General features: G+C 66.1%; 14 protein-coding genes and 1 pseudogene. 7 read left to right on the forward strand and 8 right to left on the reverse strand.

Going from position 1 to position 15,429, the window contains the following annotated elements; translation table 11 throughout:
- Nucleotides 1-8: 8 nt before the first annotated feature.
- Entirely contained in the window at nt 9-287 is a 279-nt protein-coding gene (locus AKL29_RS00425) for a DUF7662 domain-containing protein (RefSeq protein WP_028333678.1), read from the reverse strand.
- A 115-nt stretch (nt 288-402) separates the two neighbouring features.
- Between AKL29_RS00425 and AKL29_RS00430 the strand changes: the two genes are divergently transcribed.
- Nucleotides 403-1,896: a GGDEF domain-containing protein gene (locus AKL29_RS00430; protein WP_028333679.1), complete on the forward strand. Its 1,494-nt coding sequence runs from the start codon at nt 403-405 to the stop codon at nt 1,894-1,896.
- Between the two features lie 246 nt (nt 1,897-2,142).
- On the opposite strand, the gene AKL29_RS00435 is transcribed toward AKL29_RS00430, so the two are convergent.
- The 4 genes from AKL29_RS00435 to AKL29_RS00450 all read right to left on the reverse strand — a co-directional run bounded on the left by AKL29_RS00435 (nt 2,143) and on the right by AKL29_RS00450 (nt 6,380).
- Nucleotides 2,143-4,176 carry a DEAD/DEAH box helicase gene (locus tag AKL29_RS00435; RefSeq protein WP_050382264.1) on the reverse strand — a complete coding sequence of 678 codons (2,034 nt, stop codon included), beginning with the start codon at nt 4,174-4,176 and terminating at the stop codon, nt 2,143-2,145.
- Between the two features lie 340 nt (nt 4,177-4,516).
- Nucleotides 4,517-4,864 (reverse strand): hypothetical protein, encoded by a 348-nt coding sequence (locus AKL29_RS00440; RefSeq protein ID WP_050382266.1) that lies wholly within the window; start codon nt 4,862-4,864, stop codon nt 4,517-4,519.
- Between the two features lie 178 nt (nt 4,865-5,042).
- Nucleotides 5,043-5,729, reverse strand: coding sequence for a haloacid dehalogenase type II (locus AKL29_RS00445; RefSeq protein WP_050382268.1), 687 nt, complete (start codon nt 5,727-5,729; stop codon nt 5,043-5,045).
- 36 nt (nt 5,730-5,765) lie between these two features.
- Nucleotides 5,766-6,380: a CGNR zinc finger domain-containing protein gene (locus tag AKL29_RS00450; RefSeq protein ID WP_050382270.1), complete on the reverse strand. Its 615-nt coding sequence runs from the start codon at nt 6,378-6,380 to the stop codon at nt 5,766-5,768.
- A 176-nt stretch (nt 6,381-6,556) separates the two neighbouring features.
- On the opposite strand from AKL29_RS00450, the gene AKL29_RS00455 reads away from it, so the two are divergent.
- Genes AKL29_RS00455 through AKL29_RS00470 form a run of 4 tightly spaced genes read left to right on the forward strand, consistent with a single transcriptional unit; the run spans nt 6,557 to nt 9,609 of the window.
- On the forward strand, nt 6,557-7,252 hold the full coding sequence (locus AKL29_RS00455; protein ID WP_050382272.1) for an alpha/beta fold hydrolase: 696 nt from the start codon (nt 6,557-6,559) through the stop codon (nt 7,250-7,252).
- A 33-nt stretch (nt 7,253-7,285) separates the two neighbouring features.
- Nucleotides 7,286-7,885, forward strand: coding sequence for a TMEM175 family protein (locus tag AKL29_RS00460; RefSeq protein WP_028333685.1), 600 nt, complete (start codon nt 7,286-7,288; stop codon nt 7,883-7,885).
- Between the two features lie 40 nt (nt 7,886-7,925).
- On the forward strand, nt 7,926-8,780 hold the full coding sequence (locus tag AKL29_RS00465; protein ID WP_050382276.1) for an alpha/beta fold hydrolase: 855 nt from the start codon (nt 7,926-7,928) through the stop codon (nt 8,778-8,780).
- 31 nt (nt 8,781-8,811) lie between these two features.
- Complete coding sequence (locus AKL29_RS00470; RefSeq protein ID WP_050382362.1) at nt 8,812-9,609, forward strand: SDR family oxidoreductase; 798 nt, start codon at nt 8,812-8,814, stop codon at nt 9,607-9,609.
- Between the two features lie 126 nt (nt 9,610-9,735).
- Here the strand turns inward: AKL29_RS00470 and AKL29_RS00475 are convergent, their stop codons facing one another.
- On the reverse strand, nt 9,736-11,037 hold the full coding sequence (locus tag AKL29_RS00475; RefSeq protein WP_050382278.1) for a PQQ-dependent sugar dehydrogenase: 1,302 nt from the start codon (nt 11,035-11,037) through the stop codon (nt 9,736-9,738).
- A 436-nt stretch (nt 11,038-11,473) separates the two neighbouring features.
- Here AKL29_RS00475 and AKL29_RS40015 point away from each other — a divergent pair, with 436 nt between their 5' ends.
- Complete coding sequence (locus AKL29_RS40015) at nt 11,474-11,761, forward strand: hypothetical protein (RefSeq protein ID WP_075969423.1); 288 nt, start codon at nt 11,474-11,476, stop codon at nt 11,759-11,761.
- Nucleotides 11,762-11,870: 109 nt separating this feature from the next.
- Here the strand turns inward: AKL29_RS40015 and AKL29_RS00480 are convergent, their stop codons facing one another.
- Nucleotides 11,871-13,139 carry a serine hydrolase domain-containing protein gene (locus tag AKL29_RS00480; protein WP_050382364.1) on the reverse strand — a complete coding sequence of 423 codons (1,269 nt, stop codon included), beginning with the start codon at nt 13,137-13,139 and terminating at the stop codon, nt 11,871-11,873.
- A 165-nt stretch (nt 13,140-13,304) separates the two neighbouring features.
- Nucleotides 13,305-14,414 (reverse strand): annotated as a pseudogene (gene glf, locus AKL29_RS40020) (UDP-galactopyranose mutase); the annotation flags it as partial.
- 198 nt (nt 14,415-14,612) lie between these two features.
- On the opposite strand from glf, the gene AKL29_RS43595 reads away from it, so the two are divergent.
- Nucleotides 14,613-15,429, forward strand: an 817-nt coding sequence (locus tag AKL29_RS43595) for a hypothetical protein (protein ID WP_193395175.1), incomplete at its 3' end; no start/stop codon positions are given.

Below are 15,429 nucleotides of genomic sequence, written 5' to 3' on the forward strand. Positions count from 1 at the left end.
CCCTGTGGTTATGGGTCCCGGCGTTCGCCGGGACGACGGTTGGGCATTCGCTTGAACTTGACGCTCTTGCCGTCGGCCTGGCGGGTGGCGATGTAGCCGGCCTCGAGGCAGGCCTCGCGCTGCGGCATCCTCTCCTGCGGGCTGCGCAACGTCTCCCACCACGAGGCCCGGTGCGCGGCGCGCGGCAGTGCCGCATCGATGATCGCCTCGATCTCCTCGAAGGTCAGCACGAATTCAGGCAGATGCTGCTTCTTCAGATAATCCCGCAATGCGTCGTAGTCGTTCACAACGTCCTCGATGACAAAAGTCCGGCAACCACCCGTTAACCCATTCGGCGGCCGCTGTCGCCATTTAAGGCGACAACAAGATTTCCCGTTGCATGACGACGCATTGGAGCGGGACATGTCATTTCGACGGGGAAACGACGCAAGGCGGCGCTGGCGGCTATCGGCAAAGCTGCTGATCGCGGCGTCGGTTGCGACCGTCCTCGGCTTTTCCGCGGTCTGCGCCGGCGTGATGTTCGACATGCGCCGCGGCGAGGAGCAACTGGCCCGCCGCACCCTGGAGAATCTGGCGTCGGGCATCGAGGCCGATATCAGCCGCAACATCGAGCTCTACGACCTGTCGCTGCGCGCGGTCGCCAGCAATCTCGAGATGCCGGAGATCCGCAATATCAGCAAGGAACTGCGCCAGCTGATCCTGTTCGATCACGCCGCGACCGCAAAACATTTCGGTGCGATCCAGGTGTTCGACACCAAGGGCAATTTGACCATCGACGCGGCGAGCCTCGATCCGCGGCCGGAGAACCGCAGCGACGAGGAGTATTTCACGGTCCAGCGCGACAATCCCGATGCCGGCCTTTACATCAGCCGGCCGATGCTGCATCGCGGCGCCTACGCCATCGTGCTGAGCCGGCGCATCGTCGACGACGAGGGCCGCTTCCTCGGCGTCGTGGTCGGCTCGATCCGCTTCAGCTATTTCCACGATCTGTTCGGGCGGCTGAACCTCATGCCGGGCGACACCATCACCGTGTTGCGCAACGACCGCACCATCATCATGCGGACGCCGTTCGATCTCGATGTGATCGGCAAGAACCTCGCGGAGCAGCTGGACTGGAAGGCCGAGAACCTGAAGGCGGGCCGCGCCTTCTCAGGCAAGGGCCCGGTCGACGACATACCGCGGCTCTATGTCAGGCGCAGCAGCTCCGGGCCGCTTTACGTGGTGGTCGGCAAGCCGCTCGAAGCCGTTTTCAACCTCTGGCGCACCGAGGCCATTCGCATCGGCGCGATCATGGCGTTTCTGATCCTGTTCGTGCTCAGCGCAACGCTGGTGCTCGCCCGCGAGATCGTCCGCCGCGCCGACGCCGAGGACAAGCTCGAGGAGATGGCGACCACCGACGCCCTCACCGGCCTGAAGAACCGGCGCAAGTTCGACGGCGAGATCGAGCGCGAATGGCGCCGTGCCGGCCGTTACGGCCAGCCGGTCGCGCTCTTGATGATCGATGCCGATCATTTCAAGGCCTACAACGACACCTATGGGCATCAGGCCGGCGACCAGGTGCTGGTCGGGATCGCGATCTGCATTTCGGATGCGGTGCGCCGCGCCGGCGATTGCCCGGCGCGCTTCGGCGGCGAGGAATTCGCCGTGCTGCTGCCCAACATGACCGCGCTCGAGGCCTTCAACCTGGCCGAGACCATCCGCCACAAGGTCCAGCAATGGTGCGCGGGCGAACTGATCACAACAGTCAGCATCGGCGTCGCCAGCATGCGGCCGACCGCGGGCCAGCAATGGTCCGATCTGATCGAGGCCGCCGACAAGGCGCTCTACGCCGCCAAGGCCAACGGCCGCAACCAGTCGGTGCTCGCAACCGTGCCGAAGATCGCGCTGGTGGCGTGAGGGGCCAAGCGGCTGCAAAATGCCGGGCTTCACGCGCAATAGAGTTGAACGCGGAGCTCTCTCCACATCGTCGTCCCTGCGAAAGCAGGGACCCATAATCACAGGGCTTCGTTGTCGAAACGAGCTGTGGCTCCAGCGTTACGCAGCAGCAAGCATCGGTGGTTATGGGTCCCGGGTCGCGCTGCGCTTGCCCGGGACGACACTGAGTTTGTTGCAGCGGCGAGACTGATACACACGCACGCCGCCTCAGCCCCGCCGCTTCTTCTTTGGCTTCTTGCCGAACTTCGGCTTCGCCGACACGTCCGGCCACTGCGTGTGTCCGGCGTGGCTGGACTTGCCTGGATGCTTCTTTTTCTTTCCGAACCGCGGCTCGTCGCCGGATTTCGGCCTGAAGCCTTTTCCGTCCCGATCGGATCGGAACGAGTCCCTGGATTCCTTTTTTGAAGCGTGTTCCTGACGCGAACCGCTCGCGCCTTCGCTCGAAAATGCTCTGGCGTCGCGGTCCGACGTGCCGCGCCGCTTTCCTGCACCCTCGGCGCGCGGCGCGCTGTATCCGACGCCGTCGTCGTCGCGCCAGGGCTTGCGCGCCGGCTTCTCGCGCACCTCTCCCTGCGGCGCGCCCGCCAGCGGCTCGATGCGGATGCTGTCTTCCTTGTCCGGACGCTTGATCTTGACCGCGAAGGAATCCGCGACCCGCGCGGCGATCTCGAACTCGGTGGTCGTATCCATGATCTTGATCGCGCCGATGTCGCGCTTGTCGATGCCGCCACGGCGGCAAATCATCGGCAGCAGCCAGCGGGCTTCGGCATTTTTCCGGCGTCCGATCGCGGCGCGGAACCAGACGGTCGCCTCCTCCATGCCATGACGCGCGGATGACTTGCCGGTCTTCGATCGCGGCCCGGCGGCACGATCATCGCGGCGCGAGGCGCGCTCACCGCGGCGATCGTCGCGGTCCCGACCGCGTCCCTCGCCGGGATCGAGAATGTCTTCGGGCGCAGGCAGCCGCGCGCGGTAGAGCCGGGCGAGCGCTGCGGCAATCGCATCGGGCGCGCGTTCGGCGAGCAAAGCCTGCGCCAGCGCCAGATCGTCTGATGTCGCCTCTTCGGAGAACACTGCATCCTGCAGCAGGCGATCATGGTCGAGCTTGCGGATCTCCTCCGCCTGCGGCGCGGAGCCCCAGACCACATCGATGCCGGCAAGATCGAGCAGCAATTCGGCGCGCCGCCGCCGTGCCGGGGGCACCAGCAGGATGCTGACGCCCTTGCGGCCGGCGCGGCCGGTGCGGCCCGAGCGATGCTGCATGACCTCCGGGTCCTTCGGCAGATCCGCGTGAATGACGAGATCGAGGCTCGGCAGGTCGATGCCGCGCGCCGCGACGTCGGTCGCGACGCAAACCCGCGACCGTCCGTCGCGCAACGCCTGCAGCGCCTGGGTCCGCTCGTTCTGGGTCATTTCGCCCGACAGCGCGGCGACGGAGAATCCGCGCTCGAGCAGCGCCGCCTGCAAATGCCGGACGGCCTCACGGGTGTTGCAAAACACCAGCGCGCTCGGCGCCTCATGGAAACGCAGCACGTTGACGACGGCGTGCTCGACATCGTCGGCGGCTACCCGGATGGCGCGATACTCGATATCGGCATGGCCGCCTTCGTCACCCGCGACCTCGATCCGGAACGCCTGCTCCTGATACTGCTTGGCAAGCGCGACGATGCCGCGCGGAAACGTCGCCGAGAACAGCAAGATGCGGCGGGTGTCCGGCGTGGTCTCGAGGATGAATTCCATATCCTCGCGGAAACCGAGATTGAGCATTTCATCGGCCTCGTCGAGCACGACGACCTTGAGTTCCGAAATGTCGAGACGGCCGCGCCGCAAATGGTCGCACAACCGGCCGGGCGTCCCGACCACGATGTGGGCGCCCTCGGCAAGCTCGCGCTGCTCGCGGCGCGGATCCATGCCGCCGACGCAGGAGACGACGCGGCCGTCGGCGTGTTCATAAAGCCAAGCAAGCTCGCGCTGGACCTGCAAGGCGAGTTCGCGGGTCGGCGCGACGATCAGAGCCAGCGGGGCGGCGGCCGGCCCGAACCGCTCGGCGCCGTCGAGCAGGTCCTTTGCCATCGCCAGGCCGTAGGCAACGGTCTTGCCAGAGCCGGTCTGGGCCGAAACCAGGAGGTCACGGTCGACGGCGTCGGCCGCGAGCACGGCTAGCTGCACAGGGGTCGGTTGATCGTAGTTGCGCTCAGCCAAGGCGCGGGCGAGCGGCGAACTTGTGGTCGGAAAGGGCACGAGATGGGAAACCTTGACTGGTCCGGGCGCAGAACGTCGAGCGGGACGACCTGGAGCTGCGTACCCGGCAAGCGGCACAGCCGCATGACGATTTGGGGTGCTTTACGCCAAGCAGCGCCAAATCGCCATGCCCCATCGCAGAAAAGCTGGTGCGCGGATCAGGCGGGCTGCCCGATCGGGGCCGTAGGGCCGGTCAGCGCGATGGCGGGTGACGGCTTCGCCTGATCCGCAAGACCGTCCGATCGGCGAGAGCCGCCGCTACTTGCCGCCTTGGCGCATCTGAGAGGTTAAGAGGAACGAGAACGGGACAAGCACCGTCGCGGAACTCCCGGATGCGGCATCACTTCGCCTTGAGTGCCTTCTCGTGGCTCTCGAGCGCCGCTGTCATCAGCTTCGGCAATTGCGCGGCATAGACCTCGATGAAGGTGGCATCGCCGCAGGCCTCCGGCTCGCGCGCGGCCTGCTCGGCGATGCGCGCGGCCCTGGCTTCGGATTTCGCGAACATGTGCCAGAACCAGTCCGCGTTCTTGCCGAGTGCCGGCTTGTTCTTCTTGATGACGGCGGCACCGACCGCGCTCATCGCGCTGACGACGCCGGCGCCCAGCGTGCTGATGGCACGCGCGTTGAGGATGTCCTCGCGCCCTTGCGCGGTGGCGTTGGTCGCGGTCGCTCGTCCCTTGGCCGGCATGCTGTGAGCTCCTTCGATCCCTGCGGCGGATGCAGCATCGGCCGCGGAAGTTGAGGAAAGCTCAAGGGGCATGGTTGAAAACCGCTATGGATTTCATTCCGGTTTTATGCGCTTCCGAGCGATCGGACCTGGAGGGGCGTTTTGCCCTCTCCTCCGCACGGGAATCCGTCAGGTGCCGTTACCCTTTGGCGCCGTAGCGGCGGATCAGCTGATCGGCGACATCGTCGAGATCATTGCCGACGACCTGCGGCTGCGGGCCGACGCCGAGGACATCGTTGCCGGGACGCCTGATCAGCGTGGCCTCCCAGCCGGCCGCGACCGCGCCCAGCGTGTCCCAGGTGTGGCAGGCGATCAGGCAGAACTCCGAGGGCTTTGCCCCGAGCTCCTTCTCGACATAGCCATAGGCCTGGCGTGACGGCTTGTGGTGCTTGACGCCGTCGGCGGAGAAGCGCCGCTCGAACAGATCGACGATGCCGCCATGGGTCAGCTGCCGGGTCTGTACTTCGAGCAGATTGTCGGTCAGCGTGAACAGACGGAAACCCGCGGCGCGCAGCTTGCGCAGCGCGCCGGGCACTTCGCCGTGCGGCGGCATGGTGGAGAATTTCTCGGTCAGCTCCTGCTTGTCGGCATCGTCGATCCTGATGCCGCGGGTGTCGGCCAGCATCTTCATGACCGCGGCGCCGATATCGGTGAACGGCACGTAGCACCCCGCGACGGTAAGCGAGGCCGAGTACATGATGAAGTTGGCGAACCACAGCCGCATCGCGCTCTTGTCGTTGAAGATGCGCGCGAACACCGGCTCCATGGTCTCGAGGTCGAGCAGGGTTTCGTTGACGTCAAACACGATCAGGGGAAGTGCCGCCATTTTGTTGGCCTCCGTTGGTTGGTCTTTTTGCTGGTCTCAGCCCCTTTCCTTCATCCGGCTGCGGTGCGCGGCCTGCTTGGCGCGGTTGCCGCAGATCGCCATGCTGCACCATCGGCGCGCACGCGCCCGCGTGTGGTCGGCGAACATCAGCGTGCAGGCCGGGCCCTCGCACGCCTTGATGTCGGAAAAGCTTTCCTCGCAGACGACCCTGGCCATCGTTTCCCCGATCGGCAGCAGCAATGTTTCGGCCGAGCGCCAGCGCCGCGTCCGCTCCAGCGCGAAACCGTCATGGCCGTCATCGCCGTCCCTGTGGCGATGCGCCACGATCTTGCTGAACGCCTGATCGCTTTCCAGCAGCCGGTTCAGCGGCTCGAGCTCCTTGAGCGCGCGAGGCGCCAGCGGCCGGCCCATATGCTCGCGCACGAAGCCGCGGAACCATTCGCGCAGATCGCGGGCCTGACCGGCGACATCGTCGAGCTCGCCAGGCGTCGCGTGCGCCTTGATCTCGTCGAGCACATCGGGCGGCACCAGCTGCGCCTGCGCGAGCCAGCGCAACAGGCCGTCGCCGTCGCCGATCCAGTCGACCGGCGTATCGACCGGGGTCGCGATCGAATTGATGAAATCGAGGCCCAGGCTGTCTGCGATGAACATCGCGGGCGGATGGGATTGCACGGTGACGCCCTCCTGGCGGCTTCCTCAGTCGCGCCAGTAGTAACCTTATAAAATCCATTTGACAAGTTACGCACATTGGATCACAAGCGTAGTAACCTATCAAAATGTATTTTAGCGGTTACAGCCGGAATCGGCCTGAAACGAGGGAGCGGATAATGTCGAACAAGGATGTCAGGGTGGTGCTTGCGCATGGCGCGTGGGCCGATGGCTCGAACTGGGCGCGGGTGATCACGGCGCTCGATGCAGAGGGCATCATGGCGGTGGCGGCGCCGCTGCCCCTCACCTCGCTCGCCGACGACGTCGCGGCGCTGAATAGCACCCTGGACCGCGTCGCGGGCCCGGTGGTGCTGGTTGGTCATGCCTATGCCGGCGCCGTGATTGCCGAGACCCGCTCGCCGCGCGTCAAGGCGCTGGTCTATGTCGCGGCGCTGGCGCCGGATGAAGGCGAGACGGTCGCCGACGTATTCTACCGCCGGCCGCCGCATCCGTTCGCGCCGAAGCTCGCGCCCGACGCCAATGGCCTGATCTGGCTGCCGGAGTCCGCTTTCGCAGCGGCGTTCGCGCAAGGCGCGCGGTCCGAGGACCTCGCGGTGCTCGCCGCGGTGCAGCGGCCGATCTCGCCGGCCTGCATCACCGTGCCGGTCGGTCGCCCGCTGTGGAAGGACGTCCCGAGCTGGTTTCTGGTCGCCGAGGACGACCGGATGATCGCACCCGAGACTCAGCGCGGCATGGCGGCGCGGATGCAGGCGACCGTGCGTTCACATCCCGTCGATCACGCCCCCATCGTCACCGCGCCGAAGCTCGTCACCGACATCATCCGGGAAGCGGTCGAGAACGTTACAGAGCACTGACCTCTTCCCACGATTTCGGACAGGAGAGCTGCCATGCAGGAGAAACGTCTCTCGGCCGACCGGCTCGGCGCGTTTTCCGATGCGGTGATCGCCGTCATCATTACGGTGATGGTGCTGGAGCTGAAGCCGCCGGAGGGCTCGCGATTCGCCGACCTGTTGCCGCTGTGGCCGACCGCAATCAGCTACGCCGCAAGCTATCTGTTCATCGCGGTGATCTGGGTCAATCATCACCATCTGCTGCATCTGGTGCGGCAGCCGACGCCGCGGCTGATCTGGCTGAACTTCGTGCATCTGTTCGCGGTCTCGCTGCTGCCGTTTGCCACCGCGTGGGTCGCGCGATCGCACATGGCCGCCGCGCCGGTAGTGGTCTATGCGGTGATCTTCCTCTTGATCGACCTCGCCTACCTCGCCTTCGAGCGGGCCGTGCTGGCGCAGGCGGACCAGAGCCTGATCTCCGAGCGTGTGCGGACATGGACGCAGCGCCGCACCTTGCTCGCCGTGCTGGTGTTCGCGGCCGGCGCCGCCATCGCCCCGTTCATGCCGCTGCTGGGCTTTGCCACCGTGTGCTGCGCCCTGCTGCTCTATCTGCGTCCCGAAGCGATCAGCGGGCTCGCGAAGCAAATCAGATCCTAAGTCTCAGTACTCACCAACGCACGACCACAAGGAGTGACAGATGTCTCAGGTCAAATACCGCACCGCCGATGTCGACGGCTTTAACATCTTCTATCGCGAAGCCGGTTCGCCCGGCGCGCCAAAGCTGCTGCTGCTGCACGGCTTCCCGAGCGCCGGCCACATGTTCCGCGATCTGATCCCGCAGCTCGCGGACAAATTCCACATCGTGGCGCCGGATTTGCCCGGCTTCGGCCAGTCGGACATGCCGCCGCGCGACAAGTTCAACTACACCTTCGACAGCATCGCCGGCGTCATCGATCGCTTTACCGAGGTGATCGGCTTCGATCGCTTCGCGGTCTATGTGTTCGATTATGGCGCGCCGACCGGCTTCCGCCTGGCGGTCAAGCATCCGGCGCGGATCACGGCGATCATCTCGCAAAACGGCAACGCCTATGAGGAAGGTCTCAGCGACGGCTGGACCCCGATCAAGGCCTATTGGAAGGACCCCTCGCCGGCGAACCGCGACGCGCTGCGCGCCTTCCTGACGCCGGACACCACGCGCTGGCAGTACACCCACGGCACATCGGATCCGGCGGCGGTGTCGCCGGACGGCCAGAACCTCGACAACTACTACATGGCGCGGCCCGGCGCGCACGACGTGCAGCTCGATCTGTTCGGCGACTACAAGAGCAACGTCGCGCTCTACCCGGCCTTCCAGACTTACTTCCGTACCCACCAGCCGCCGTTCCTCGCGGTGTGGGGCAAGAACGACCCGTTCTTCCTGCCGCCGGGCGCCGAGGCGTTCAAGCGCGACAATCCAAAAGCCGTCGTCAAATTCCTCGACACCGGCCACTTCGCGCTGGAGACGCATGCCGCCGAGATCGCGCAAGCCATTCGCGAGTTCCTGAGCCGCTGACTCGAGCGCGCCGATCCATCGGGGAATGCACATGACCACATCCGTCGCCATCGTGACCGGCGCCAGCTCCGGCATCGGACACGCCACCGCGCTGCGGCTCGCGCGGGATTTTTCCGCCATCGTCCTCGTCGCGCGCAGCGGCGAGAGGCTGCGCGAGGCAGCTCAGGAGATCGAAAGTCGCGGCAGCACTCCGTTGGTGCTCGAGCTCGATCTTGCCGCGCCTGATGCCGCTGACGAAATCGTCAAGGCCACGCTGGATCGCTTCGGCCGCATCGACACGCTGGTCAATGTCGCCGGCGCAGTGGCGGGGCTCGATTTGTTCGAGCTGACCGATGCGCAATGGGACGCCGGCCTCGCGCTCAAGTTTCACGGCGCCAGGCGGCTGACGATCCGCGCCTGGAACGCGCTGAAAGCGTCGCGAGGCGCCGTCATCTTCACGTCAGGCAATGCCGCCATGCTGCCCCGCACCGGCGCCGCCGCAGTAGGCACGATCAACGCTGCGATCGAGGCACTTGCAAAAGCCTTCGCCGAACGCGGCATCGACGACGGCGTGCAGGTGAACTGCGTGTCGCCGGGCGCCGTGATGACCGGACGCCGCCTTGCGATGCTGGAGAAGGCCGCGGCGGCCAGGCAGGTCGATATCGACACCGCCAAGGCCGGCTTCCTCAGGCAGGCCGGCATCAGGCGGTTCGGCGCGCCGGAGGAGATCGCCGACCTCGTCGCCTACGCCGTGTCGCCGCCGGCGCGCTGGATGACCGGCACCGTGCTGCGCATGGATGGCGGCGAGATCAGGACGGTGTCGCCCGAGCTGGTGTCGATGCGCCCGTGATCACTTCGGCCCCCTGCGCGGGTACATACTTACGGTAAGTCAAGGCTAACGCTCGGTTCCAAATGAAACGGCGCGGCTTCGATCGAAGCCGCGCCGTTCAAGTCGTCTTGCCGCAAGTGCAGGCGCTTAAGCGCCCGTCACGCGCCAGATCACGTTGCCGACGTCGTCGGCCACCAGCAGCGAGCCGTCGGGGCCGAGCGCGACGCCGACCGGGCGGCCGTACGACACCTTCTCGTCGGGCGCGAGGAAGCCGGAGAGGATGTCGCGCGGCGGCCCTGCGGGACGGCCGTTCGCGAACGGCACGAACACCACCTTGTAGCCCGATAACGTCGAGCGATTCCACGAGCCGTGCTGGCCGATCACCATGCCGTCGGGGAATCCCGGCAGCGTGCCCTGCGGCATCCAGCACAGGCCGAGCGAGGCGGTGTGGCCGCCGAGCGCGTAGTCTGGCTGGATCGCCTTGGCGACCATCGCCGGATCCTGCGGCACGCGATCGTCGACCGTCTTGCCCCAGTAGCAATAGGGCCAGCCGTAGAAGCCGCCGTCGCGTACCGAGGTCAGATAGTCCGGCGGCGTCTCGTCGCCGAGGCCGTCGCGTTCGTTGACGACGGTCCACAGCACATTGGTGGTCGGCTCCCACGCGATGCCCACTGGATTGCGCAGGCCGCCGGCGAAGATGCGGCTGGTGCCACCTGCGAGATCGAGCTCGTAGATCGCGGCGCGGCCTTCCTCGACGTTCATGCCGTTCTCGGCGATGTTGCTGAGCGAGCCGACACCGGCATAAAGCTTCTTGCCGTCGGCGCTCGGCAGCAGGCTGCGCGTCCAGTGCCCGTCGGGCTTGAAGCTGACGAGCTTGCGTCCCGGCGCGGTGATGCGATCGGCGCCCGCGGTGTAGGGAAACGCCACCACGCCGTCGGTGTTGCCGACATAGAAGGTGTCGCCGACCAGCGCCATGCCGAACGGCTGGCTCAACCCCTCCATGAAGGCGCCGCGACTTTCGGCGACGCCGTCGCCATCGCGGTCGCGCAGCAGCGTGATGCGATTGGCGCTGACGCCGAGCGCCGCGGCGCGCCGCATCGTCGCCTGCATCGCGTAGTGGAAGACGCTGCGCGGCTTTCCTGCGATCTGCGTCGCCTCCGCGATCAGCACGTCGCCGTTGGGCAGCACGTTGATCCAGCGCGGATGATCGAGCCCGGCCGCAAAGGCGTTGACCTTGAGCCCGGGCGCGGCGACCGGCTTCTGGTCCCTGTCCCAGCCCCGCGCCGTTGGCATCTTGAGCGTCGGGATCGCGCCCTGCGGTTTGGCCTCCGGGATTTCTGGCGCGCTACCCCAGGCCGGCGCGGGCTGCGCGCCCTGCATCCGCCGCCACGCCAAGGCGCCGGCCCCGATCGCCGCGACGACGCGGGCAAAAACTCCAGACGTGCTCATGAACTTCCCCTGTATTTGCGCCGTGTTAGCGCGCCTTGCCGGCCGGCCGCGCCCCCTGCAGCATTCGCATAATGCCGGCCCTGATGACAGTAGTTATACGATCTTCGCAGCCGCGCACGAATCGGGGAGACTGGCCGCACGCTCCCTTGTCAGGGCGCTTTCCTCCCTGAGACCTTGCCCGCCGCAGTGGCGGGCTTCCTTTTACGAATCGCCCCGGGTTTTCGAGGCGCCGCTCGCGCATTCGCCGTTATAGCCATATAAGCATAACGGGCCGGCGACGGATGCATCCTGCCCGGCAGTGCCCTCCCGGAGCACAAGCCCCTTCACAAGAACCTGATCCCACGCTCGCGCAGATTTGCCTTTGCGAGATGCATGGCAGATCAGGAACGCCGCTCCATGGCGGTCGTTGGTCGGGACACCAGCAAGGAGAGTGTGAATGCAACGAAAGACCAAGATATTGTCCCTCGCCGCGGCGTCCCTGATCGCAACAACGGCAGGCGCGTTCGCACAAGGCTATTATCCTTACGGGAACCCTGGACCGAGATACTATGGCGGCCCCCGCTATCAGGCCGTGCAGCCTGACGTGATGTACTCTCCGGCGGAGCCAGGCTGGTACGGTTCATTCAACGGCACCAACCACCCGACGCCGAGCTCGACCCAGGGCGACGTAGGTCCTGAAGGGAACAACAACGGTACGCTGACCGGCGTGTACAGGCGCTGGTAGGCCCGCGAAATTGAGGCCCGTCGCTCGCTTGAGCGACGGGCTTTTTTGCTGTTCCACGCTCACTTGTGCAAAACGTGAGTACGTGAGGTTCGACTTTTCCGCTGAGGCGTTACTTCACCATAGCGCCGTAGACGATGTCCTGCACATTCTCGCGATAATATTTGCGCAGCTCGCCCGGCGCCGCGGTTCCCACAACGACGACAAGGCGCTCCTTCGGATCGCAGAAGAATTGCGTGCCGTACGCGCCGTTCCAGGTGAACTCGCCGGGATTGCCCGGCACCGACGCCAGCCCCTCGCCGGTTCGCACTGCGACCGACAGCCCGAAGCCGAAGCCGCCGCGATGCGGTTCGACCGCCGCGACGTTGTTCTTGATCTCTGGCCCGAGATGGTTCGACATCATGTGATGCACCGTCTTGGGGCTGAGGATGCGCTTGCCGTCGAGTTCGCCGCCATTGAGCAGCATCTGCCCGAAGCGCAGATAGTCGCCGACGGTGGCGAACGAGCAGGCGCCACCGCAATCGAACCTGGTCGGCGTATCGAGCAGCTTGATGGCTTGCGGCTTGCCGGTGAGCGGATCGTTGGGGAACGGGCGCGCCAGCCGCGCGCGCTGCGCATCGGCCGGGTGGAACGTCGCATCCTTCATGCCGAGCGGCTTCCAGACATTGGCCGCGAGATAATCGCCAAGCCGCTGGCCGGAGACCTTCTCGACCACGGCGCCGAGCACGTCGATCGAGAAGCCATATTCGAACTCGGTGCCGGGCTGGTGCACCAGAGGCAGCTGGGTGATGCGGTCGATGAAGGCCGCCGTGTCGCCCTCGACCGCCGGCGCCGTGCCGTCGGGATAGAGCCGCGCCAGCGCGCTCGAACTGTCGGGCCGGCCGCCATACATCAGGCCGGAGGTGTGGCGATAGAGATCGTGGATGAAGATCGGCTGCGCCTGCGGCTCCATCTTCAGCGAGCCGTCCGCTTGCTGCACGCCGACCTTCATGTCGGCGAACGCCGGATAGAACTCGGCGACCTTGGCCTGCAGCGGCAGCTTGCCCTGCTCCATCAGCGTCAGGCCTGCAACCGCCGCCATCGGCTTGGTCATCGACGCCAGCGCGAACACCGCATCGATCGGCATCGGCGTGCCCTTCACCGGATCGAGCTGGCCATATGCCTTGTAATACACGAGCTTGCCGTCGCGCGCGATCGCCACCACGGCACCGGGCACGCGCTTGGCCGCGATCTCGCGCGCGAAGAAGTCATCGAGCCGCGCCAGCCCCCGCTCCGAGAAACCGACCTGGTGCGCCGATGTTTCCGGGAGCGGCGCGGCGCGGGCGATGCTGAAAGCAAAGCTAGTGGCGGCGGCAGCCGCGGCAATGACGATTTTTCTCATTGTTTCCTCACCGGGGACCGCGGGCGATTTGTTATGGCGTTCGTTGCCCGCAGCTCGCAGGATTAGATCACGCCGGCAAGGGCGACAAGACTTCGCGGCGCGCGGCCGCGTCACGCAGGGCATGCCTTGCCGGGCGAGGAACGGCTCGACCTCGTGCTCGAACGTCTTCAGCGCGGCGCCGATCGCCTGGTGCATGTCGAGATATTTGTAGGAGCCGAGCCGGCCGCCGAAAATGACATTCGGCCGCGACGCCGTCATGGCACGGTAGGAGCCGAGCATGGCGCGGTCGGCGGCGGTGTTGATCGGATAATACGGCTCGTCGCTGCGGCCCGCGAAGCGGGAATATTCGCGGTAGATCGTCGTCCGGCCTTGCGCATGCGCGCGCTCCGGATGCAAATGCCTGAACTCGTGGACGCGGGTGAACGGCACCTCGGCGTCGGCATAGTTGATGACCGCGGCGCCCTGGTAGTCGGCGACATCGTGGACCTCGCGCGCGAAGTCGACGGTACGCCAGCCGAGATGGCCGCAGGCATAGCCGAAGAAGCGGTCGATCGGACCGGTATAGACCACGAGCTGCCGCGGATTGATGCGGTCGGCGACGTCGAAATAGTCGACACCGAGGTGGACCGCGATCCTGGGATGACCGAGCATTCCGCGGAAGATCGCGGTGTAGCCGTCGAGCGGCATGCCCTCATAGCGATCGGCGAAGTAGCGATCGTCGAAGGTGAAGCGGACCGGCAGGCGGCCGATGATGTCGGCCGAAAGCTCACGCGGATCGGTCTGCCATTGCTTCTGCGTATAGCCGCGGATCAAGAGATCGTAGAGCGTGCGGCCGACCGAGGCGATTGCCTTGTCCTCAAGATTGCCGATCCCTGCGGCGCCGTGCGCGGCCGCCTCCGCCGCGATCACGGCGCGGGCCTCGTCCGGCGACATGACGCGCCCGAACGCAGCGCACACGGTCGCAAGGTTGATCGGCATCGAATAGACGCGGCCGTTCGCCACCGTGAAGACGCGATGGCGGTAGCCGGTGAACTCGGTGAAGCGGTGCAGATAGCGCCAGACGGTCTCGGAATTGGTATGGAAGATATGCGTGCCGTAGCGATGCACCTCGACGCCGCTGTCGGGATCGAGCTCCGAATAGGCGTTGCCGCCGATATGCGGACGGCGGTCGAGCACGCAGACGGAGCGGCCGAGCCTGCTCGCCACCTGCTCGGCGATCACAGCGCCGAAGAAGCCGGCGCCCACCACAACGACGTCGAAGCCATCAAGCTGCATGCGCTCTCGCCCCTCATGTCGGGTCGCGACGGCGCCCGACGGAGCTTCAACGTGACGACACGGCCGTTTCCGGCGAAATAAATCCGCCCGTCAGGATTATTCCGAGCCCGGAACGGCCGGCTCGGCCGTTCAACTGACAGCATGCAAGGCGACGGAAATGCCCGCGCGAGCAGCCACACCATCGAGCGCGGAGGTCCCATGTCCGTGATCTGCGTCCTGTATTCCAGCAACACCACCTATGACTCGCTGCGCGGCATCCTGGCGATGGCGGCGGCGGAGCTCGACCGGCTCGGGCACGAGGTCAAGATGCTCGATCTGCTGGCGCCGGATTTCTCGGCCCGGCTCAACGCCCTGCTGCCGCGGCGCGCCGAGACCATGGCGCTCGGCTTCTCCGGCATCGGACTCGATATCCACACCAAGGACGGCAGATTGTTCTGGGACGTCGCCCAGATTCCCGTCTTCACCTGGTTCTGCGATCACCCCTGCTATTTCGCCAGGCGTCACGGGCTCGAGAGCCGCTACACCGCGCATGGTTACGTGTTTCCGGACCATGCCGCATTCAACCGCGATCATCTGGGAGCCAACGGCGCCGTGTTCGCGACCCATATGGGTATCCCCAATCCCGGCTTCTTCGGCGGCCTGCCGCCGGAGAAGCGCAACGGCCGGCTGGTCTTCGCCAAGTCCGGCTGGAATCCGCTGGCGCTCGAGCGCGGCTGGCGCAAGACGATGCCGCCAAAACTGTTCGCGCTGCTGTTCGATGCGATCGCCGAGGCGCGCGGCAAGACCTGCGGCGCATTTCCGAAGATCATCGTCGACGTCGCCGAGCAGCATCTGGTCTATCTGAAGCCCGGCGGCGACCTGTTCAACGTGATCCTGACCCGGCTCGACAACTACACGAGGGGCATGCGCACCCGCGAGGTGGGCGCGGTGCTCGCCGACTATCCGGTCGACTTCGTCGGCGGCGGCTGGAGCGATCTCGACGTCAGCGGGCGTCCGGCCCGCGTGCTGGGCGCGA

It is taken from the genome of Bradyrhizobium pachyrhizi (assembly GCF_001189245.1).
Taxonomy (GTDB): domain Bacteria; phylum Pseudomonadota; class Alphaproteobacteria; order Rhizobiales; family Xanthobacteraceae; genus Bradyrhizobium; species Bradyrhizobium pachyrhizi.